The 22849-nt window shown below is 64.4% G+C and carries 16 protein-coding genes and 3 pseudogenes; 15 read left to right on the forward strand and 4 right to left on the reverse strand.

Annotated elements, in window-relative coordinates:
• Positions 1-108 precede the first annotated feature (108 nt).
• The 5 genes and pseudogenes from IPF85_RS22765 to IPF85_RS22785 all read left to right on the forward strand — a co-directional run.
• Positions 109-657 (forward strand): annotated as a pseudogene (locus IPF85_RS22765) (BTAD domain-containing putative transcriptional regulator); the annotation flags it as partial.
• Positions 658-770: 113 nt separating this feature from the next.
• The gene (locus tag IPF85_RS22770; protein WP_343410347.1) at positions 771-3026 is read left to right on the forward strand and encodes an ABC transporter substrate-binding protein; all 2256 of its coding nucleotides are present in this window, start codon (positions 771-773) and stop codon (positions 3024-3026) included.
• Complete coding sequence (locus tag IPF85_RS22775; RefSeq protein WP_343410361.1) at positions 2915-3319, forward strand: ABC transporter substrate-binding protein; 405 nt, start codon at positions 2915-2917, stop codon at positions 3317-3319. The genes IPF85_RS22770 and IPF85_RS22775 overlap by 112 nt, the downstream gene beginning before the upstream one ends.
• 393 nt (positions 3320-3712) lie before the next feature.
• Positions 3713-5176, forward strand: a complete 1464-nt coding sequence (locus IPF85_RS22780; protein WP_343410348.1) for an aldo/keto reductase — start codon at positions 3713-3715, stop codon at positions 5174-5176.
• Between the two features lie 59 nt (positions 5177-5235).
• Positions 5236-5511: a hypothetical protein gene (locus IPF85_RS22785; protein WP_343410349.1), complete on the forward strand. Its 276-nt coding sequence runs from the start codon at positions 5236-5238 to the stop codon at positions 5509-5511.
• Positions 5512-5786: 275 nt separating this feature from the next.
• Here IPF85_RS22785 and IPF85_RS22790 read toward each other — a convergent pair.
• The 3 genes and pseudogenes from IPF85_RS22790 to IPF85_RS22800 form a co-directional block, all read right to left on the reverse strand.
• A pseudogene (locus IPF85_RS22790) lies at positions 5787-6587 on the reverse strand (ATP-binding protein); the annotation flags it as partial.
• A gap of 10 nt (positions 6588-6597) precedes the next feature.
• Positions 6598-7242, reverse strand: coding sequence for a hypothetical protein (locus IPF85_RS22795; protein WP_343410350.1), 645 nt, complete (start codon positions 7240-7242; stop codon positions 6598-6600).
• A 4-nt stretch (positions 7243-7246) separates the two neighbouring features.
• Positions 7247-7399, reverse strand: a complete 153-nt coding sequence (locus tag IPF85_RS22800; protein WP_343410351.1) for a hypothetical protein — start codon at positions 7397-7399, stop codon at positions 7247-7249.
• A gap of 419 nt (positions 7400-7818) precedes the next feature.
• Here IPF85_RS22800 and IPF85_RS22805 point away from each other — a divergent pair, with 419 nt between their 5' ends.
• A complete protein-coding gene (locus tag IPF85_RS22805) occupies positions 7819-10308 on the forward strand; it encodes a hypothetical protein (protein WP_343410352.1) in 2490 nt (829 codons plus the stop codon).
• A gap of 43 nt (positions 10309-10351) precedes the next feature.
• On the opposite strand, the gene IPF85_RS22810 is transcribed toward IPF85_RS22805, so the two are convergent.
• Entirely contained in the window at positions 10352-10951 is a 600-nt protein-coding gene (locus tag IPF85_RS22810; protein WP_343410353.1) for a DUF234 domain-containing protein, read from the reverse strand.
• 290 nt (positions 10952-11241) lie between these two features.
• On the opposite strand from IPF85_RS22810, the gene IPF85_RS22815 reads away from it, so the two are divergent.
• The 9 genes and pseudogenes from IPF85_RS22815 to IPF85_RS22855 all read left to right on the forward strand — a co-directional run.
• Positions 11242-11520, forward strand: a complete 279-nt coding sequence (locus IPF85_RS22815; RefSeq protein WP_343410354.1) for a hypothetical protein — start codon at positions 11242-11244, stop codon at positions 11518-11520.
• Positions 11521-11663: 143 nt separating this feature from the next.
• Positions 11664-12734, forward strand: coding sequence for a kelch repeat-containing protein (locus IPF85_RS22820; protein WP_343410355.1), 1071 nt, complete (start codon positions 11664-11666; stop codon positions 12732-12734).
• Positions 12735-13054: 320 nt separating this feature from the next.
• Entirely contained in the window at positions 13055-14929 is a 1875-nt protein-coding gene (locus IPF85_RS22825; RefSeq protein WP_343410356.1) for a hypothetical protein, read from the forward strand.
• Between the two features lie 200 nt (positions 14930-15129).
• A complete protein-coding gene (locus tag IPF85_RS22830; protein ID WP_343410357.1) occupies positions 15130-17223 on the forward strand; it encodes a caspase family protein in 2094 nt (697 codons plus the stop codon).
• A 60-nt stretch (positions 17224-17283) separates the two neighbouring features.
• Positions 17284-20724 carry a CHAT domain-containing protein gene (locus tag IPF85_RS22835; protein ID WP_343410358.1) on the forward strand — a complete coding sequence of 1147 codons (3441 nt, stop codon included), beginning with the start codon at positions 17284-17286 and terminating at the stop codon, positions 20722-20724.
• 66 nt (positions 20725-20790) lie between these two features.
• Positions 20791-20913 carry a hypothetical protein gene (locus IPF85_RS22840; RefSeq protein ID WP_343410359.1) on the forward strand — a complete coding sequence of 41 codons (123 nt, stop codon included), beginning with the start codon at positions 20791-20793 and terminating at the stop codon, positions 20911-20913.
• Positions 20914-20928: 15 nt separating this feature from the next.
• On the forward strand, positions 20929-21819 hold the full coding sequence (locus IPF85_RS22845) for an NAD(P)-dependent oxidoreductase (protein ID WP_343410360.1): 891 nt from the start codon (positions 20929-20931) through the stop codon (positions 21817-21819).
• A gap of 105 nt (positions 21820-21924) precedes the next feature.
• Positions 21925-22452 (forward strand): caspase family protein, encoded by a 528-nt coding sequence (locus IPF85_RS22850; RefSeq protein ID WP_343410362.1) that lies wholly within the window; start codon positions 21925-21927, stop codon positions 22450-22452.
• Positions 22443-22849 (forward strand): annotated as a pseudogene (locus IPF85_RS22855) (caspase); the annotation flags it as partial. The gene IPF85_RS22850 and the pseudogene IPF85_RS22855, both read left to right, overlap by 10 nt.

The following is a 22849-nucleotide window of genomic DNA, read 5'->3' on the forward strand; positions in this document are numbered from 1 at the left end:
TCCCTGACCTGTGACGCACAAGCGCTGACCGCGTTCGATCAGCCGCGGCTGCAGGCGCTGACCGCTTTCCTCGTCTTGCGGCCCGGCGTTCCCCAAGAACGCCAGCAGATGGCCTGCCACTTCTGGCCCGACACCACCGATGCCCAGGCCCGCTCGAACCTGCGCACCCTGCTCCATCGCCTGCGCGGGGCTTTACCCGATGCCGATCGCTTTCTCCGCTTCGACCAACATCATGTCGAATGGCGCGGCGACGGGCCGTTTCACCTGGACGCGGCCGATTTCGAGGCCGCGCTCGGGGTCGCCCACGACAGCAAGGCGCTGCAGGCCGCCGTGGACCTCTACAGCGGCGATCTGCTGCCCACCTGCTACGATGAGTGGATCATGCGGCCGCGCGAACGGCTGCGCCAGATGTTCCTGCAGAGCCTGCAGCGCCTGGCTGCTGAATACGAAGCCGGGCGCCAGTTCGACCCGGCGCTCCGCTGCGCCGAGCGCCTGCTGACCGCCGACCCGGTGATGGAGGCCAACCACCGCCGCCTGATGCACCTGCACCTCGCGAACAACGACCGCGCCGCAGCCCTGCACGCCTATCACCGCTGCGCCGCGCTGCTGCGCCGGGAATTGAACGTTGATCCCCATCCCCGCACCCAGGCGCTCTACCAGCGCGTGCTCGAGCAGGCCGCAGGCGACCTGACCAGGACGCTGCGCCCCTGCCTTCCCTGTCCCCGCTCAGCACACCGCGCCTGGTGGGGCGCCAGGCCGAATGGGCGCAGTTGCTGGAACGCTGGCAGGCGGCCGCGGCCGGCAGCCCCGGCCTGGTCCTGCTCAGCGGCGAGGCTGGCGTGGGAACCACGCGGCTGGCCGAAGAGCTGGTCGCCTGGCTGTGGCGGCGAGGCCGTGATGTGGCCGTGGCCCGCTGCGACCCGTCCGTTCAACCGCTGCCCTTCGCACCCGTCGCTGCCTGGCTGCGCAGCCCGTGCCTGCAAGCCCGCCTGTCTGCCCTGGATGACGGCCGCCTGGCCGAGATTGCCCGCCTGCTGCCGGAGGTGCTGACGTCGCGGCCCGGCCTGACCGCACCCGGCCCGCTGCTCGAGGCCTGGCAGCGCCGGCGCTTCTTCGAAGCCCTGGCCGCGCCGCTGCTCAACCCGCCGCGGCCGCTGCTCCTCCTGGCCGATGACCTGCACCTGGGCGACGAACAGACCCTGGCCTGGCTGCATTACCTGCTCAGCCAGGCCGGACGCGCGCCGCTGCTCGTGCTGGGCACGGTGCGCCGCGAGGAGATTCAGGCCGACCATCCCCTGCACGACCTGCGCCGCCGCTTGCAGGCGTCTGGCCGCTGGCACGAGCTGACCCTGGCGCCGCTCAACGTGCATGAATGCGGCGAGCTGGCCGCCCAACTGGCCGGCCGGCCGCTGACGCCGTGCGAGATTCGCCACCTCCATCACGACAGCGAGGGCAACCCCCTGTTCCTGGTCGAGACCGTGCGCGCCGGTTCGATGACCGCGCCCGGCGCGCAGCCCAACCCCGATCCTGATCCCGCCGGGCCGCTCTGCCCGCTCTGCCCGCTGCACATTCGCCAGCCGCTCAAGGTGCAGGCGGTGCTCGAACAGCGCCTGGCGCAGCTCTCCGCGGCCGGCCGCAGCCTGGCCCAGGTTGCCGCGGTGCTGGGCCGCCAGTGTACCCTGGACGCTTTGCGTCGCGTCAGCGGCCTGGACGAAGCCGGCCTGCTGACGACGCTGGACGAGTTGTGGCGCCGGGGCATCGTGCGCCAGCAGGGCGCGGACGGTTACGATTTCAGCCATGACAAGCTGCGCGCCGCGGCCTACACGCAGTTGAGCGCGCCCCAACGCCGGCTGCTGCATCGCCGCGCCGGTCAGGCGCTGCAAGAGGCAGCGCCTGCGCCGGTCAACCGCGCGGCGCAGGCGGCGCATCATTTCGAGGAGGCCGGCGAGGCCGCGGCCGCCGTGACCTGGTGGCTGCAGGCTGGCGATGAAGCGCGCAGCGTCGCGGCCGTGCTCGAAGCAGATGCCTGCTATCGTCGCGCCGCGGCTCTCCTGCACGCGCAGGGCAACGCGGCCGGCGCGGGTCAGGCCATGCTCCGGCTCGGCCAGACCCATCACGCCGCCTTCGATTTCAGCGCGGCCAGCGCGGCCTACGCGACCGGCTTTGGCCTGCTGGCGCAGCAGCCGGCCTGGCCGGCGGTCGCCGCGCCGCACGCCGCCCTGCACCTGGCGCGGCTGATCCCGCAAACGCTCGATCCCGCGGCCGACGATGGCCGCGACGCCTGGCTGATTGACCAGCTCTTCTGCGGCCTGGTGGCCGAAGGCCCGGACATGACCATCGTGCCCGATATCGCGGCCGACTGGCAGGTCGAGGCAGCCGGCCGCATCTACACGTTCCGCCTGCGGCGTGATGTCGCCTGGTCCGACGGCGCGCCGGTCACCGCGGGCGATTTTGCGTTTGCCTGGCGCCGCGCCCTCGATCCGGCTACGGCCGCGCCTTTTGCGCGCCTGTTGGGCGACATCGCCGGCGCGGCGGCCCTGCTGGCCGGGGAGACCATCCAATCGGATCAGCTCGGCGTGCAGGTCCTGGACCCCTTCACCCTGCGCGTCACCCTGGCCGAGCCGGTCAACAGCTTTCTCTACGTGCTGGCGCACCGCGTCGCCTTTGCCGTGCCGCGTCACGCGGAGCAGGCGCCGTTGTACGAGGCCGGTCAGTTGGACGTGCTGGCGCTGCATCGCCTGCCGCGGACGAAAGCGGTACACTTGCACCGGCGCCATGCGGGGGAGTTCAGCTCCGTGCCCGACCTGCGCGTGGACTACCTGGCCTTCGACACACGGCGGCCGCCCCTTCGACGATGCGCGTGCGCCGGGCGTTCGTCCTGGCGACCGACCGCGCGCATCTGGCGCGGCAGCGCCTGTTCGGCTATGATTCACCGGCGACGGGGGGCTTCATTCCGCCCAACCTGCCGGGGCATGCCGCGGACACGGCTCTGCCCTACGCGCCAGGGCAGGCGCAGCAGCTCCTGACCGCGGCCGGCTATCCGGGCGGGCAGGGTCTGCCGCTGATCGAACTGTGGGGCGGTGAAAGTTCAAGCGTTTGGGCTTCGGTGAGCGAATACCTGGCGCAGCAGTGGCAGGAGGTCCTGGGCGTGCGCAGCCAGGTACGGAGCGTGGAAGCCGGGCAGGTGATCCGCTTCGCGGGCGTGGGAGGTCCGCATATCCTTTTCGTGGGCTGGCGCGCCGATTTTCCAGACCCGGACAACCCTGCGCCTGGCGCCCATCAGCTTGCAGACCGGCTGGCGCCATGCCGCGTACGATGACCTCGTTGCCAGGGCCAGGACCGAGCGCGACGCGGTCGAGCGCCTGCGCCTTTACCGGCAGGCCGAAACCATCCTCGCGACCGAAGCGCCCGTCCTGCCGCTCACCTACCATCGCTGGAGCGTTGCTCAAGCCGGTCGTCACCCATTTCCCCATCTCGCCCATGCGGCGCTGGTTCCTGAAAGATGTCGTCGTTGCCCAGGGTGGGTGAATTGGCGCCGGGCGGTCATATCAGAAATACGTAGCGGGATGCTACTCGAAACGTGGTGAATGGTCAAAGCCCCCGGCGGTGCGGGTCAACAAGCCGCGGCGGGCCGGCGGCCGAACCTGGTTGACTTTCTCACGGTGTAACGGTATACTGCCAATGATGAATCGTTTATGGATGGGAGAAACAAATGCAAGCACGACGTTTCGGCCGTACAGACCACTCGAGCACGGTAGCTATTTTCGGCGCGGCTGCATTTTGGCAGGTCACCCAGGCGCAGGCCGATGCGACCATGCAGTTGGTCATTGACCACGGCATCAACCACATTGATGTCGCGCCGTCGTACGGATTGGCCGAAGAACGGCTTGGCCCCTGGCTGGCGCGTGAGCGCAACCGCTTCTTCGTGGGCTGCAAGACCATGGAACGTTCTCAGGCCGGCGCGGCCGCCGAGTTGCGGCGTTCTTTGCAGCGCCTGCGCCTGGATCATGTTGATCTCTATCAGATTCATGCCATCACGAGCATGGTCGAGCTGGACGCGGCGACACGAACAGGCGGCGCGCTTGATGCCATCCGCGCGGCCCAAGAGGCCGGCTTGACGAAGTACATCGGCATCACGAGCCACGGCGCCGACAGCCCGGCCATTTTTCTGGAAGCCCTGCGTCGCTTTGATTTTGACTCCGTGCTGTTTCCGCTGAACTTTGTCCAGGTTGCCGATCCGCGGTACCGCGAGAACACCGATGAATTACTGCGCCAATGCCAGGCCAGAGACGTTGGGGTGATGATTATCAAGGCGATTACGAAGGGGCCATGGGGCGGACGACCGCAGACTCACACCACCTGGTACGAGCCATTCGACCGCATGGAAGACATTCAACGCGCGGTGAACTTTGCTCTCTCGTTCCCGGTCACGGGGCTGTACCGCTGGCGATACGACCGTGCTGCCACTGATGTTGAAAGCCTGCCAGAATTTCACGCCGCAAAGCGCCGCGGAGCGCGAGGCGCTGATCCACATGGCCGGCCAGTACGAGCCGTTGTTTGCCGTGGAGCCTGCCAGCCAGTAGTTGATGACTGTCATTCGGCGTCGAAACGCAGCCGTCAACGAGTGAAACGGGTCAGATTGGAGCTTTCGATGATCCAGGGAAATTTTATCTGCCTGCGGCCAGTGAAACAAGCCGACCTGTCTCTCTTGGAAGCCTGGCAGAACGATGTTGAGATTCAAGGTGAGTACAACTCGTTTGGCCTCAAGCGCTTCGACAACCAGGAGCGTGCGTTTGCCGAACATGGTTTTCTGACCGATCAGCTCAGCACCTTGATGATTGTCACGCGGGCTGGCGAACCGGTGGGGACGATGAGTTTTCACCAGGTGCATTACGGCCCCAACGGCGGCAGCCTGGCTTACAACATCGGCCTGAATATCGTTCCCGCCCATCGCGGCAAGGGCTACGGCACGGAAGCGCAGCGCCTCCTGGCCGATTATCTGTTGCGGACCTACCCCATTGCGAGGGTTGAGGCCTCGACCGATGTCACGAATCTGCCCGAACAACGCTCGCTGGAAAAGGCTGGATTCCGGCGCGAGGGTGTGCTGCGCTCGGCGCAGTGGCGCAGCGGCGCCTGGCACGATATGGTACTCTACAGCAAGGTGCGCGGCGAATAGACTCAAGCAGCCGGTCGTTTCACCGCAAACCATCATTCATCGTTCCCAAGGAGGTCTGTATGTCACGCGAACTGTCCACTCTGCAGCCAACGGCTCAGTCTAGCTCCAAGCAGTTGAACACCATGATGCGACGCACTCAGCGCAGCCAGGTCAACGCCATGGTGCGCCTGGCCGATCACCTGGTTGCCAATATCGAGCAGGAGGGACTCACGGCACTCATTCAGGTTTTTAGAAGTTTCAGCCGTCCTATGGGACGGGCGCGGATCTTGCGATCACGACGGCTAAGGTCACGTGTCCCTACGGGACACTGCGCGATCTGGCCGGATGGCGACTAAGGTCACGTGTCCTACGGGACACCGATCTGGCCGGATGGCGCGGCTAAGGTCACGTGTCCCTACGGGACACTGCGCGATCACGCCTCGCGGACCCGGGCGTTCGCCGTCGCGATGCCGCGGGGGTGAATTCAACCGTCCCTATGGGACGGACGCGGATCGTGCGATCACGATGACTAAGGTCACGTGTCCCTACGGGACACTGCGCGATCACGCCCCGCGGGACCCGGGCGTTCGCCGTCGCGATGCAAGAAAGCCATCATCACCAGGCGCGGCGGATCAAGTTCGCCCCGTCAGCCAGGTTGGCCGGAGAAATGGAAGAGAATCGGCGGCGCCGCCAGCAAGCACTCGCGGGATAATCTCCTGATAAATTGGATTGGCAATGACTAGACCCCGCTCAGGGTCGCGTCGAACCAGTCCCAAGTCAATGACAAAACGACGGTCATCGCTGGACACATCGCCTAACGACTGACCGGCCAGCATCGGCTCGATGATCTGGCGCACCCGCGGCTCGCGCAGCCGCTCGGCCAGGCTGTCCAGGTGGGTCTCCTGGCGCTGGATCAGGATTTCTTTGGCCTGCTCGATGTGATCGGCAGTGATGGGGTGGGTCGGTTCAGGCGCCAGCTCCTCGACCGCGACCTTGGCCAGGGCGTTGACCAGCCAGGGCTGGCCCTGGGTCAAGGTCGCGGGGCAACCTGCGCCCACTGCTGCAAAGCGGCGCGAATGCGCTGCCCCTCCGTTTCCATTGGCCAGGACGGCGGCTGCAGATCGGCCGGCAGGCGCACGCTGGCCGCATTGCGCCACTCGGCCAGGATTGCCAGCTCGGCCGCGCCCGGATCGGTGTTGAACGCCGCGCCGACCTCGACCGAGAGCAGCACCGCGACATAGCGGCCCGAGGCGGTCAGTTCACGCGCCAGCATCGTCATGGCCGTCGTCTTGCCGGTTTGCCGCGGGGCGTGGATGTCGAAACAGGCCTGCTGCTCGATCAGCGGCCGCGCCTCGGCCACGCGCGCCGCGGCGGGCAGCATGTAGTGGATATCGGGCTTGCACGGCCCGGCGGTGTTGAACCAATGCGGCATCACGAACCTCCTACGCTGCGCCCGGATCGTCCATCTCGAGTTTGCCCAGGGCGATGAGGCTTTTGAGGTCTTCCAGGCCATCCGGGGCAAACTGGTGAAACAGGTCGCGCACCTGCGCCAGGGTGGCTGCGTCTGCCAGTCCGAGCATGTGGGTCAAATCGCCCAGGTCAATCGTCCGGCTGGCGTTGAACTTCATCAGCGCCAGGTAGGGGAGTGGCAACACCGGCAGCCCTTGCGCGTCGCGGTTGCTCTGCGCAGCCTGCAGCGCCAGCGGCCACCAGGGTTCGGCTCCTGCGATGACAGCGACGGGGATTCCCTGCGGACTTTGCCAGCGCGTGCCGCCGATGCTCAGCGAGCCAAGCAGTGTGAAGCCGGCCGCGCGCAATTTGCGCGTCACCGCCTGGGTATCGCGGCTTTCGATGACAAGATCGAGATCGCGCGTGGATCGCTCCGGCATGTAGAGCCGCGTGGCGGCGGCGCCGGCCACAGCCCACAAGATGGGGGCCAGCACAGGCGTCAGATCAGGCCATTGGGTCATGGCCGTTCTTTCCTCCAGGAAACTGCGCGAACTGCCGCTGCCAAGGCGCTGGCGCCGCCTGGCCATGTCAATGATCGTGCGTCGTGTGAGTATAGCGGATTCGATGGTTGTGGTCATGGGCCTAGGACGCCGGGGGCAGTTCGTCGCCGGCGATTGGCGTCGCACTGCCGGCTTTCTCCAGAATCGCCAGAAAATCGGCAACTGGCGCCGCACTGGCAGTGTCCACGTCTGGCGACGCTTCGACTTCGACAACGATATCGGGTGCAGAAGCCATCTCATTACTCCTTCCCTGCGCAACGATCACAATCTGGCGCTGGATCGAATTTTAGCACAAGCTGGCCCGCCAAGCGAATTGCCCGCGCAATTCCAGGAATTCCATAATGTAGGCGTTGATCGGACCTGGATTGGAGGCTTCAGCCGGTTTCTTGGCCAGCAAAGCCGCAAACTGCACCGGCTAAAGCCTCGATTCCGGTCACATTTGGAATTCCTGCGCAATTCCAGGTACAGGGCCCATCCAACCACAAAAAACACACCTGTGAAATCTTTCCTGAAACGCTTTTGAAGCGGTCGCTGTGCTATACTGTAAGCGGGAATAGATTTCACTCCTCCGCCTACGAGGACAGGCGCAATTCGTGCCCGCTTGCAGTACATAATGGGCTGGAAGTCGAACTACAGAAACGAGGAAGATGAGCGATGAAGAGCTATTGGCGAGGTGTGACCTGGGCGAGTCGCCTGATGGTCGTGGTGGCGCTGCTGCTGGCTGGCCGGCTGGCGGGGGCGGTCAACGCGGGGCGGCCGGCGGAGAGCGGTTCAACGACGGCCGGCGCGGCGGCCATGCACCCCTGGCTCGGCCCAACCGCCGGCGCCTGGGATGCCGGGTTTCAGTTTCCCGGCGTGGACGGGGATGTGTCGGCCCTGGTGCAGGACGCGAATGGTAATATCTACCTCGGCGGTCATTTCACGCACGTGGGCAGTCAGCCCATCAGCAATGTGGCGAAATGGAACAGCGCCACCGCGACCTGGTCGGCCGTCGGCAGCATCGGCGGCGTGCGCGACCTGGCGCTGGCCGCGAACGGCCATCTCTACGCGGTGGGGGACATGCTGGGCTTCGCGGCCATGTGGAACGGCAGCGCCTGGACGATCCTGGGCGCGGGGCTGTGGGGCACGGCCTACGCGGTCGCCATTGACCCGGCCAGCGGCGATGTCTACGTGGGCGGCTGTTTCCTGACCGATGGAACCGGCGCCGTCACCCTCAACAACCTCGCCCGCTGGAACGGCTCGACCCTGTCGGCCGTGGGCAACGGCGCCAACGGCTGCGTCTATGCCCTGGCCATTGACCCGGTGACCAGTGTGCTCTACGTGGGCGGCGATTTCACCACGCCGGGGGATCGTGTCGCCAAGTGGAGCGGTTTCAGTTGGGGGCCTCTGGGCGCGGGCTTCAACGGCTCGGTGCGCAGCCTGCTGTGGCAGGGCAACACGCTCTACGCCGGCGGCGCCTTCACCACCAATGGCTGGAACACCGTCACGCTCAACTATGTGGCCCGCTGGAACGGCACAGCCTGGGGCGCGCTGGGCGTCGGCTTCAACTCCTGGGTCTACAGCCTGACCGCGGACGCGGGCGGCAACGTGTACGCGGGCGGCATCTTCACCCAGGACAGCACCAACAGCGTCACCTTCAATCGTATTGCCAAGTGGAATGGCGCCGCGTGGTCAGCCCTGGGCAGCGGCGCGAGCGAAGCCATTCGTGACCTGCTCGTGCAGAACGGCGATCTCTACGCGGGCGGTTTCTCTGGCCGCGGCATTTTCCAGCGCTGGCGCAGCGGCAGTTGGACCGACCTGACGCCGAGCCAGGGCAACGGCGTAGAGGCGGCGGTTCAAGCCATGCTGCTGGACGGGAGCGGCAACCTGTTCGTCGGCGGCCGCTTTTTCAACGCCGGCTTGCAGACCGTGCGCCACATCGCCAAATGGAACGGCTCAGCCTGGTCGCCCCTGGGCAGCGGGCTGAGCCAAGCGGTTTACGCGCTGGCGCGTGACGCCGCGGGCAACCTCTACGCCGGCTTTGGGTCTGCCTCGCAGGGTTATGTCGCCAAATGGAACGGCTCAGCGTGGTCGTACCTGGGCAACGGCCTGAACGGGCAGATCAACGCGCTGGCTGTGGATGGCAGCAACAACGTCTACGTGGCCGGCGCGTTTGGCAGCCCTGGCGGCGGCGGTCCCCTGGAGATTGCCCGTTGGAACGGCTCTGCCTGGGTGTCGGTGGGCGGCGGTCTCTACGGCCAGAGCGGCGTCAGGGCGCTGGCCGTGGATAGCAGCGGTAATCTCTACGCCGGCGGCGATTTCCTGGTTGATGGCACCTTTACCACGCCCCTGTCCAACATCGCGCGCTGGAACGGTACTGCCTGGTCATCCGTGGGCGCAGGACTCAACGCGCCGGTCAACGCCCTGCAGCTCGGCAGCAACGGCGTGCTCTACGCCGGCGGCCAGTTCACCGCTGAGGCTGGCGGGGGGACGGGTCTCGATCATGTGGCGGCCTGGAACGGCTCGACCTGGGCGCCCCTGGGCAGCGGCACGAACGATGCTGTGACGGCCCTGGCCCTGGACGGCGCCGGACGCCTGGTGGCCGGCGGCCGCTTCACCACGGCCGGCGGGGTCAGCGCCAACCGCATTGCGCGTTGGGATGGCTCGTCCTGGGCGGCCCTGGGCAGCGGCCTGGATAACAGTGTCCTCACCCTGGCCGCGGACGGGAACACCGCCGTCTTTGCGGGCGGCTCGTTCACCGCGGCCGGTGACGTGGCGGCCTCGCACATCGCCCGCTGGATCAACGTGGCGCCGACCGCGACGGCCACTGCGACGCCGACGCGCACGCGCACGCCGACCGTCACCGCCACGCGCACGCCAACCCCCAGCGCCACGCCCACGTCCACGCCAACCGGCACGGCGACGCCCTCGCCAACCCCCAGCGCCACCCCCAGCCCTACAGTCACGCCCACGCCGAGCGCCACGCCCAGCGCCACGCCGACCCCCATGCCGAGCGCCACCGCGACGCCCTCGCTGACCCCCATCGCCACGGCCACGCTCACGCCGAGCGCGACCCCCAGCGCCACGGCCACGCTCACGCTCACCCCGACGTCAACCCCGACCGCAACGCCATGGTCCGTATTCGTGCCCATCATCCGGCGTTGAACGGTGGTGTGTTTCCTTGCTCGACAGCGTCACCAGCTCCCTGTCAGCTCACCCACGCGGTCAGGTCTTGATCAACCTGAGATAAATCCAGGAGGCGCATTCCGAGCGCGCGCCAGTTCTTGCCACCTGGTGGGGAGTCGGCTATTTCCTGGGCGAAGGCGTGGCTGGCGGCGGTCCAGCCGTCACGCGCAAAGCCCAGGTAATAGACCTGCCACTGTCCCTGACTGGGTGTAACCTCCGCCGTTTTGTCAACGACCGCGGTCAAGACGCTGCGCCCAACGGGTTCAAGACCCCATTTGCACTCGCCAAGCACCAATAACTTCTCCATCGAGTTGATGCCCACCACATCCACCTGTGCTCCACGCGTCCAGGCGCTGCCGACCTGATCTACCACAAAAGGCAATGTGTGATTCGCACTGGCGCGTAAGAGCCATTCCCGGCAGATCTCTTCCCAGGTGTTGGCGCCGATGAAGTCGCGTAGATGACGCTTGATCTCCGCCAATGACTGCTCCTGGACCCCCAGGGCCAACTGGGTTTGACGGTTGGCGAGAAAACGATAGTAGAAGCGCAAATAGGGGTCGGTGATGTGATAGCGCCCCAGGCGTGAGCGCTCGACCTGCGTCACTGGCGCACGACGTTCCACAAAGCCGGCTTCTTGTAGAATACTCAGATATTGGGAGTCGAGTTCATCTGTAATATACCTGTTCGTTATGATAATTGACCCGTATAATACAGATAATCCGTTCGCCTGTCAATGGCACGCTCTCCCCTTCTCCCCTTCTCCCCTTCTCCCCTTCTCCCCCTTCTCCCCCTCTCCCCTCTCCCCTTTGCGCAAACCTGTGACATGGAACACTCTGTGAAATCTTTCATGAAACGCTTTTGAAGCGGTGGTTGTGCTATGCTGCCATGCAAGTCCATGTGGGGAAATGAGCGATGTCACTTCAGCACGAACGCCCCCCTTCACACCTGTTCGCCGTGCGTCTGTGGCGCGAAGACCTGGGCGACGGCCAGGCTGAGTGGCGCGGGCAGGCAATCTACGTGCCGAGCGGTGAGACGCTCTTCTTTCGGGACATGGCTGAGCTGGCCGATTTCATGCGGCGGTTCATCACACCGGCGGCGCCTGTGAATGATGAACATTTTTCTGAATCGGATGACCGTACGATCATCCCGGATCGCCCCCGTGACGTTGAGCCGATTGGCTGTCAATCATGAATGCGAACGCAAGGAGGAACTGGAAATGGCTACGAAAATTCGTTGGACAACTGTGTTGGTAATGACGATCCTGGTGCTGCTGGTGGGAGCATTTTCCGCCGCAGCGTCCCCTGGCCTGCCGCCGGCCGCACCGGCCGGTCCGCGTGAGGCTCGCCCCCTGGCCTGGGGCGCCGGCGCAGGCCGTGCCCACCGCCGGCTGGCTGATGGGCGGCGCCTCTGTGGACGGCTGCACCTTCTACGCCGTCGGCGGCAACACGCCTGGCAGCGTCGCCGTGCCCAATGTGGATCTCTACAACCCCGCCACCGACGCGTGGACCTCGCGTGCGCCCATGCCGATGGGCCTCTACGGCATTCAGCCGTCGGCAGTCGGGACGCGCATCTACGTCGTGGGAGGCTACGCCGATATTTCAACCGGTCTGTACGCTATGACGTCCACGCTCATCTATGATTCAGGCGCGAACAGTTGGTCATCCGGCGCGCCCATTCCGGTGGGGGATCTTGGCATCGGCACCGCCGCGCAGGCCGCCTACAACGGTAAGGTCTATGTCATGGGCGGCGACGACGGCGACTACAATTCTAATTCCACCAACTACGAATACACCATCGCCACGGACTCCTGGACGCTGCGCGCGTCCATGCCGACCGCGCGTGAAAACAACGTGGCTGTCACCCTCAACGGAAAAATCTACGTGGCCGGCGGCGCGCAGGGAGCTGACCCGAACTACGCCGGCATGACGGCGTTCGAGGCCTACGACCCGGCGACCGATAGTTGGGCTACGCTGGCGCCCATGCAGGTGGCGCGCGTCTCGCCGGGCATCGCCACCGACGGCGCCTATGTCTACATCTACGGCGGCACCGATAGCCTGGGCGCGACCTTCTCCAGCCTGGACAGCGCGGAGCGCTACAACCCGGCGACCAACACCTGGAGCTACGTAGACCCCATGACGCAGTCGGCCGCGGGCATGGTCAACGCCTACGCCGCGGGCCGGATTTGGGCGGCCGGTGGCCTCAATTCCGTCGGCGGCGCCTACACCCGCATCTCCACCAATCAATACCTGGTCGTCGGCGCGAACAACTGTCAGCCCACGGCCGTGCAGTTGGCGAGTCTCGCTGGCCCGTCCGGCCCGCGCCTCGCGCTGCCTCTGTGGCCGCTGGCGCTGCTGGCGGCCGCGGCCGGCCTGCTGGTCGCACGCCGCACCGTGCGCAACCGCTAGTCGCATCGGGCCTTGTGCCCCGGCGCTGACCTGGCGCCAGCTCGTCTGCGCCAGGTCAGCGTGTGAGTGTCCTGACAGATTGCTTGCCGTAGATCAAGCACACTGGCGACACCATTTCCGTTGAACCATACTGCAAGCGGGCGTAACTGCTCAGCCAGGCAGTGAGAATGGTCTCGATAGTGCCCAGAGTGCCCCCCTGACCCCCAATCTTGGGGGAGCCGAATGCTTTTCCCCCCAGGATGGGGGGGGGCAGGGGGGCCGCCTGAGCAGTTACAGTCTATTCCCGCTTGCAGTATACCATCGCAAGGAGGATTACCAGCATGAAACAGTACAACAACCGCTTTCTCGAGCATCTCAAGCAGACCGGCGCGGCGTTCGACGACGCCGGTCCCAAGTACGGTGTGCGCATCGAACCGGCCGACGTGGCTGCCGGCGAGACTTACTGGCGTGCGATAGGCGTCCATCACCTGACGCCGGAGGAAAATCAGGCCAACCACACCATTTTCATCGAGGCGCTGGACGAAAGCGGCCAGCGCGTGGCCGGGGCGCCGGTATGGGCCGGCTGGACCTGGGAGGGCCGTCAACCGGACGAAGAAGCGCGCCCTCAGCCGCTGGACAAAGGCGCCAATGAGCCAGCCGGCAATATCCCGGTGGACAAGGGGCAGGTGCTTTCGGTCTGGATCGCCGGGCCGAGCGCCAACGCCGCGGACAAGAGCGATAGGGTGACCCATCTGCACACGGACCATGATGACGAGCGCGGCCCTGGCGGCGAGCTGTGGAATTCACGCTTCCATCATTCGTTCTACGTGGTTTTTCAGCGCGCACGCGCAAAGCAGCCGCCCCCGCCGCCTGCCGGGTCATTGCCTGAGGGCGTGAGCGTGCAGTTCCGCGCCGAGCCAGACGCGATCAAGCCGGGCGGATCGGTTACGCTCCGTTGGGATGTGAAGGGGGTAGGCAAGGTTTTCCTGGAAGTGCAGGGAGGCGACGCGCAGGAAACGCACACCGTGGCGCCCACGGTGACCACCACCTACCTGTTGCGCGTTTTTCTGCGCGACGGCAGCCGTCATGACTTCCCGGTGACGGTGAAGGTTGACGGGGGGGAGTCGCCGCCCGAGCCGCCGCGCAACCCGCCCGGAACCACGCGACCGCCCACGGTGCGCCTGACGGCCGAGAACACCGCGCATCTGCGCACCTATCCGCGGCCGCCGCAGGATAACGGCATTGGCCTGCACTTCCACACCGATTTGCGCGACGAGTTCATCGCGCGCACGATTGGACATCTCAAATCCATCCGCGCCACCTGGACGCTGATCCATGCGCTGGACGAGCTGCAGGCTGAGCGCGCGGCGCGCGCCTGTTTCCGCGCCGGCATCATGCCCGTGGTGCGCATCGGCAACCCCATAGACAGCATTGTGGATGCCGCGGCCTACGTCGAAGGGGTGCGCAAGGCTTTGCACGGCAGCGGCTTTGCGCACGATCCGGCCCGGCCGCCGCTCTATGTGCAGGTTTTCAACGAGCCAGAGGACGATCGCGAATGGCGCAGCCAGCAACGACCGTCAGATTGGGTGCAGGCCTTCGGCTCCAACTGGGCGCGTGCGGCCGTGCGTGTCTACGATGCCGGCGGTTATCCCGGCATTCAGGTCTTGGATCGGCCCGGTTTCGACGCCGCGGTGGATGCGATCGCCAGCATGAATCGCAAGGACATCTGGGACCGCGCCTTCTTTGCGCATCACAACTACGGCGAGAACCATCCGCCGGCCTATCCCTATGATGCGCGCAATCAGGCCGACAATCCGGGGCACACCATCTTCGATGACTACATCTGCGCGCTCAAGTTCCTGGCGCACGCCGGGTGGATGCAGGAGCGGCTGGGCCGTGTCCTGCCGTTGATCGGCGGCGAAGGGGGTTGGCTGCCCGGCGGCGAGCAAGACAGGCGCTATCCCAAAGTCGAAACACCCCTGCACGCGCAGTTCACCAAAGAGATGTTCGAATGGCTGCGCACCGGTGTCCTCGCCAACGGCGAACCGCTGCCCGACTACCTGTTCAGCATCACCGCGTGGGTGGCAGGGTCGTGGGTCTTTCCAGGCCAGAACTGGTGGGACAACTCCCTGATGCTGGACGGCAAGCTGACGCAGACCATCGAAGCCGTGCAGAGCATCCCGGTGTTCGTGCGCAAGTTCAGTTGGGATCAATAGACGCGTCCGCGCAGGGAAGGCGTTTTCTGCCACGAATTTCACGAATTTTCACGAATTGGTTTTTGTTTTCGTGTGAATTCGTGTCATTCGTGGCGAAAGAATCCTGGCGTTTTCTGCCACGAATTTCACGAATTTTCACGAATGTTCTCGGCCTTCGGGGCAATTTTCCGTGGGTTTTGTACCAACGGGAGATGGGGCCCATGTCTCGCACGATTTATGCCCTCTTTGTCGGCATTGACGATTATTTGGGCGAGGTCAATCCGCTCAACGGCTGCGTCAACGACGTGACCCGCATGCGTGACCTGCTGGCCGCGCGTGTGACCGGCGCGGGCGACCGTTTCGCGCCCCGCCTGCTGGTCAACGAGCAGGTCACACGCCAGGGCCTGATCGAAGCCTGGCGGGGCCACCTGGGCCAGGCCGGGCCGGATGACGTGGCGCTGTTCTACTACAGCGGCCACGGCTCGCAGGAGCACGCGCCGCCGGAGTTCTGGGACTTCGAACCTGAGCGCATGAACGAAACCCTGGTCTGCCACGACAGCCGGGCGGCGGGCGGCTGGGACCTGGCCGACAAGGAACTGGCCCAGCTCATCAGCGAGGTGGCGGCCAACGGCCCGCATTTCGCCGTGATTCTCGACTGCTGTCACTCCGGCTCCGGCACGCGCACTGCTGAGGAGATCACCGTGCGCCAGGAGAAGGCCCACCCCGGCGTCCGGCCCATCGCCAGCTACATCGTGACGCCGCAGCAGGTGGCGGCGCTGCAAGGCCAGGGGTCGGGCGCAGCCAGCCCGGCCAGGCCCTGGGCCGCCATCGCCTCCGGCCGTCACATCCTGCTGGCCGCCTGCCGGCCGGAGCAGACCGCCAAAGAGACCTGGTTCCCCGGCCCGTCCGGCGTCGAAAAGCGCGGGGCCTTCTCGTTCTATCTGCAGGACACCTTGCAGCAGACGGGCGCGGCCCTGAGTTACCGCGACCTGTTCAAGCGGGTCAACGCCCTGGTGCAGGGGCGGGTGCCCGAGCAGGATCCGCAACTGGAGGCCAGCGAGCCGGCCGACCTGGAGCAGCCCTTCCTGGGCGGCGCCATTCCGGCTGCGCCGGCCGCTTTCACCCTGAGCGTCAACAAAGAATTGGGTTGGGTCGTAGACGCGGGCGCAGTGCATGGCATCCCACAGCCCACAGAGAGCGGCGAGACCACGCAATTTGCCCTTTTCCCCTTCGACGCCGATCTCGCCCGCCTGCGCAGCCTGGAGCAGGCGATCGGCCAGGCCAGCGTGGTGCAGGTGTTTCCCGGGCAGAGCCTGGTCGCGCCGATGGGGCGCAGCGGCGTGGCCCTGAGCACCAAAACGACTTACAAGGCCGTGGTGACCAGCACCCCGCTGCCGCCGCTGGCCGTGGCCTTCGAGGGCGACCCGGCTGCATTGAACCTGGTGCGCCGGGCGCTGGCCGAGATCAACGGCCCGGGCGCGCCCTCGCTGCTGGTGCGGGAGGGCGACGGTCCGGGGGCCGAATACCGCCTGCTGGCCGATGCGGAGAGCGGCCGCTACCGCATCCGCCGCGCGGCTGAGGCCTTGCGCTTCGCCGTGGATACCCCTGGACTCGATCCAGACGGCGCCAGGCTGGTCGCCCAACGCCTGGAGCACATCGCCCGCTGGGTCAGCACCGCGCGGCTGACCAACCCGGCCACGGAGCTGGCGCGCGACGCCGTGCAGTTGGAGATCTTCGCGTGGGCAGATGGCGGCGAATTGGAGTTGCTGGACATCATCCGGGCTGCGGTACGCATACGAACAGGTGGCTGGAAGCTGGCGCTAGCCGCGCGTGCAAATTCGCCTCTACAACGCCACGGATCAGCGCTTCTTCTGCATGCTGCTGGACCTGACCGAGAGCTACAGCGTCTACGCCGGCCTGCTGCCCAAGGGCGGCGTCTGGCTGGAGCCGGGCGCCAGGAGGCGTGGGCCAAGGCGTCATCTCGTCGTGGCCGGCTGCGCAAGACGATTGACCTGTACATCCCCGACGACCTGTGGCGGCAGGGCGTGACCGAACTGCGAGACATCCTCAAGCTGATCGTCAGCACCGACGAGGCCGATGCTACCCTGTTGCAGCAAGGCGAACTGCCGGTCACGTTTCGCCCACCTCCCGCCAAGATGCCCAAGCGCCTCAGCACCCTGAACCGCCTGATGGCCCGCGTCCAAACTCGCAGCTACGGAGACGATACCGGTAGTGCGGACGCCTACACTGATTGGACGACAGTCGAGGTGGCGACGACGGTCGTGCGGCCGGCAGAAGCAGAAATAGTGCTGTAAATAGATCCTGCTCTCCCTATCGTCTTGGGAAAGCATCACCTTTGTCATGGAGTGATCTGCATGCGAAATGAAGCAATGACACTACTACAATCACTGTCAGCAGCCGATGGCGATCAACTGGTCGAGTTGCTGGGCCATCCATCAATCGAGACGGATGCCGGCTTGCGCGGCTACTTCGGCCCGTCCCTCTACCAACGCCTGCGCAATCTGGCGCTTCGCTCCTATCTGATGCGTCAGTCGCGTGAATCCAACGGTGATGAGAAACCGCGGGATCACGTTGTCATTGTGCCGGGCATCCTGGGCAGTGAACTCAGTTCGTTCAGTGTAGACGGCAACAGAGAGTGTGTCTGGCTTAATGCCCGCGCTATGACGGAAGGCGCACTGATGCGCCTGCGACTCGACAGTGATGGGCTGCGGCAAGCAGATCCTGGCTATGAGATTAGACCCACGGGCGTGTTAAAGCGCGTCTATGGTGCTCTCATGTTGACATTGGCGCGAGATTTCGAGGTACACGCTTTTGCCTATGACTGGCGGCGAAGCTTTCGGGCCATTGCCGACGACCTACAAGCCTATCTCAGCAAGAACTTCATGCCAGGTGAGGCAGTGCATTTGGTTGCTCATGCTGCAGGAGGACTGGTCGTCAGGCACCTGCTCCAAAAGCATCCCGACCACTGGAAAACCTTTGAGGGAAAGCTACTTCTGTTAGGATCATCCAACTATGGCTCGCTCCTGGGTGTCCAAGCGTTGGCCGGGCACCTCGATCTTACCGGGTGGGTTGATCTGCTGGATGCGGGGCATCGCAAAGTTGACTTCTTGAGTGTCATTCGCTCATTTCCAAGCATCTATGAAATGCTTCCTTCTCCTAAACTGAACCCAGAATGGATAGAACTATTCGAACCTGCCACCTTTGGGCCCGGGATCAATGAGAAGTTACTAACAAATGCTCGTAAGTTCCGAAATTTGCTTGATCGGGAAGAAAACTTTGAGAGTTTCGTTAGTGAACGCACAATCTCCATTATCGGTGTGGGCAGGCCCACCTTCTATAACATTGATGTGAACGTTCTGCGAGAATGTTCAGCAAGGCAGTCCCGGAAGTATTCTGATGAGATAGATCGCATCTATGGAGAACCCACCGATCGCGGTGACGGCAGCGTACCACTGCAACTGGCTGATATGCGCAACAAGGGAATTCCAACTCGCTTCTTAGATGCCCGGAAACACGACATGCTGGCATCACAACCGATTTTGCAGGCAATGCTTGGCCTTCTGGAAGCGCAACATATCTTGGACATCAATGAATGGCTGCAAGAGCTTGGCCTAAAGGAAAACCCCGAGGATCTTTCCATGGAGGATCTCGGAGGACAGCAGACTGATCTCAAGAAACAGAGGCAGTCTCAGCGAGACAAATTGCGAGAAAACAACCTCTCGCAGTGGGGTCGCAAGGGCGTCGAAACGCGACACTACGGTGGCGCGATTTCGGATGACGAACGAGATATCGAGAATGTGTTGGCGAGCAATCTCAGTCCAGGTCTCACACCACTTTCGCCCTCGGCTCCTTCTGAACAGTTTGGATCACCGTTAAGAATTCAGGTTGAAGTGAGACATGGAGACATCGCCGAGCTTGGGGAGTGGGCCGCGGATGATCCGCCTGTGGATGCAATCGTGATCGGTAACCATCTGGGAGAGATGCCGCAAGGCGCCTGCAAGGCGCTTGATCGGAAGATCACCGCAGCTTACAGTCAACAGGACTCGCTGTTTACACAGTTGATTCAACGTAATGTAATCCGCAGCGAGCTGGCAAATCTCTTTTTGCTTCCTGATCCGCGCCTCGAACACAAAGGTGTAGAACGAACGATCGTCATCGCCGGTCAGGGCATGCCAGGAAGCTTTGGACAGCCCGAACTCAAGATCCTGGCGCGAGAGGTGTGCTGGGTCCTCAGCCGTCTGGGCAAGAAGCATCTGGCGATGGTGCCTCTGGGTGCAGGACGTTCCTCCTTCACAGCGTATCAAGTCATGGATGCGTGGATTCGCGGAGCTAAAAACGCTCTCACCGGCTGGGTGAGCGGCGAAGACGTAGCAATCTCCATCACCTTTGTCGAGACTGACGAAGAAAAGGTGTTGGATTTCGATGAGGCGGTGCGCTCGATCGCCAAAGAACTCGAAGGACGTATCACAATCGAGTATACGCCGCTGACACAAGAAGAGTTGATTCAATTGCAGGAAAAAGCTGAGGAGAAAATCGAGAAGAAGAAAAGGGAGAGGAGCAACCGTTTTCAGGCCCGGATCCGTCAAGTGACAGGACAGGCGCCGCCAGACAACATACCTGATCAGCCGACAAAACCGGCAGCACAGCCCATTCGTGTCAACATCTCTTGTGAAAACTCGACCTACCGCTTTGGGGCGCTAACTGGAACCGCTGCCATTCCCGAACGCGAGATTCATCTCAGTACAGATCTGGTCTCAAAGGTGAATGATGATCTGGCCGCCAGCACAACGTGGCAAGAGCAGATTGAGCATGGCAGATTCCTGGCCAGTCTGTTACTGCCGGAAGACATCCGCGAGCATCTCATCAGTGATGCACCCGTGGTGCTGAGCCTGGATGCCACCACGGCACGGATTCACTGGGAGTTGCTATGCCCGCCCCTGAGTGGCGAAGAAGATGCCCCCCATTGGTCGACGCCGGGCAAGGATCGCGAGATCGATGAAGAACGCTTCCTGGGTTTGGGCAGGGGACTGACGCGCCAACTCCGCACCTCCTATGCGCCCAGGCCCCAAACGATCCCGGCAAGGCAACGTCGCTTGCGAGTGCTCGTGGTGGCGGATCCTGCTGCAGATGCCCCCCTCCCTGGCGCCCAGGAAGAGGGCGTTGCTGTTGTCGAGCTATTCGAGCGCATCAATCAGCTCTCTAATCGTGACCGCCGTGTGGAAGTGCAGGCATTGATTGGGCCAGGCGAGGCCACGCAGACGAATGTGTTACGGGAATTGATGAATCGCAGCTATGACGTGCTGCATTTTGCCGGTCATTGCGTCTACAATGCCCAAACTCCCACACGTTCCGGATGGATATTCACGGGCGGTCAACTCGTGACTGCAAGCGAGATCAGGCGGGTGGATAAGGTGCCCTCCTTCATTTTCTCCAATGCCTGTGAATCGGGCATCACCCCAGATCGGTCAGGGCGTCGTTCTGACCTTCTTGCCCCCACCTTTGCCGAGGCGTTCTTTGCCCGGGGTGTAGCCAATTTCGTCTGTACAGCCTGGCCTGTTGCTGACCTTGCCGCTCGCGATTTCGCCCTGACGCTTTATGCAGAGTTGCTGGGTCTCAAGTATGAAAAAAAGCGAGGGTTGCGCATTGATCCCCAGAGCTACCAGGCCGGCGACCCGCAGCCGATGTATCGGGCCATGTGTGCTGCTCGCAAGGTGATCAGTTCGGAAGCGTATGGGGGCAACACTTGGGGCGCCTACCAGCATTACGGGAACCCTGACGCTCATCTGTTTGTTTGAACCACGCGGAGCTTCTTGGCTCGCGCAGGATCCAAGGCGCGACAACACTGAATCTCGGACCTGTCCATGACCGACTTCACCCATTCCCCTGCCATCGTCGTCGGCATCAACGCCTACGGCCACGGCATCCCGCCGCTGACCATGGCAAGTCCTGGTCGGAACGACGCCAATACGACGTGCGACGATTGAAAAGGAGCATCGCCCATGATTCTCGTCACCGGCGCCACCGGTCTGTCCGGCAGCTTCGTCGTTCGTGAACTGCGTCAGCGCGGCTTGGCCGTACGTGTACTGGTTCGGGCAGCCTCGGTTTCGGCCGCGCAAGCCGTGGAGGCTGACCTGGCCATCGGCGACCTGGCCGACCCGGACAGCCTGCGCCGCGCCTGCGACGGCGTCACGGGCATCGTCCACACCGCCTGCACGTTCACCGATTCCGTCGACATCGCCGCCATGGAGGCGTTGCTGGATGGGTGGCGCTCGACCATGAGCACCCCCTTCGTCTACTTCAGCAGCCTCGACGTCTACGGCCTGTCGGCAGCTCCGCTGATCTCCGAGGACACGCCGCTCGACGAGTCCTACAACGACTACGCCCACGGCAAGGTGGTCAGCGAACGACTGCTGACGGGAACCGCTCACGCCCAGGGTCGCAGCGACTTCTCCATCCTGCGCGCGCCGCACATCTGGGCGCCGCACCCCACGGCGCGCAAGCGGTTGGCTGCTCTCGCGGAGGGTGACAGCGTGCTCGTCCCCGGCGCTGACGAGGCCGAGTGGTCGCGCTACCGCGACGCCTGGATTGACGCCCGCGACCTGGCGTGGATCGTCGCCGAATGCCTGGCGCATCCTATCGGCGGCCCGGCCAACGTGCTGGCGAGCCACTTTGTCTGGCACGACCTGTTCGCCGAGATCATTCATCTCACCGGCGGCCCGTGCCGCCTGACCAGCAAGCCGTGGGCCGAGATGAGCGCACAGGAACAGGCGAGCCGGCGCTTTTATGCCCAGTCCTGGCGCTATGACGCTCGCCGGCTGCAAGATCAGCTCGGCTTTCGACCCTGCACCTGGCAGCAGACCGTGGCGGAACACTTTCATGAGGCGCTATGATTGATCTTCACCCAATCCCTCGCCGTTGTCATCGGCATCAACGCCTACGACCGCGGCATCCGCGGCTGACCACCGCAGTCAGCAGCGCGCTGGCTGGCCGAGCTGCTGCGTGATATGCACGGCTACGAGACCATCCTGCTTACCGAGCCGGAAACAAATCAGCCGGTGACGCGGGCGCGCCTGGCCGCGCTGTTCACCGAGGAGCTGCCGGCCCGCCTGGGCGAGGACGACCGCCTGCTGGTCTACTTCGCCGGCCACGGCGTGGCCCTGGACGGCGACGACGGCCCGCGCGGCTATCTCGTCCCCCAGGACGCCCGCCCCGGCGACTCGGCCAGCATGCTGGCCATGACCGACCTGCACGCCTGGCTGACCGCGCTGACCTGCCGCCATATGCTGGCGATCCTGGACTGCTGCTTTGCCGGCGCGTTCCGCTGGGCCGCCACCCGCCACATGGAAGCGCTGCCCGACGTGATCTACCGGGAGCGCTACGACCGCTACCTGCTCTCCCCCGCCTGGCAGGTGCTGACTTCGGCCGCCTACGACCAGAAGGCGCTGGACGTGCTGGGCGGCAACAGGCCATCGGCCGCCGCGAGACGGATGGCCGCCAGCATTCTCCCTTCGCCTTGGCCCTGATCGACGCCCTGGAGAAGGGCGAGGCCGACCTGGTGCCCAAGGGCCAGGGGGACGGCGTCATCACCGCCACCGAGCTTTATCTCTACCTGCGCGAGCAGGTAGAGGTGCAGGCCGAAGTCCAGGCCAGCCACGAGCAGACCCCCGGCCTCTGGCCGCTCAACAAGCACCGCAAGGGGGAGTTCATCTTCCTGGCGCCCGGCCATCCGCTCAACCTGCCGCCCGCGCCCGATCTGACCGACGAGGCCAACCCCTACCGCGGCCTGCAGTCCTACGACCAGCAGCATCCCCCTCTTCTTCGGCCGCGGGACGAGATCGTGAAGCTCGGCGAAGGTGGATACCAGCCCTTCCTGGCCGTCTTGGGCGCGTCGGGCACCGGCAAGTCGTCGCTGGTGAAGGC

The sequence above is a fragment of the Candidatus Amarolinea dominans genome, from assembly GCF_016704685.1.
Lineage (GTDB): Bacteria > Chloroflexota > Anaerolineae > SSC4 > Amarolineaceae > Amarolinea > Amarolinea dominans.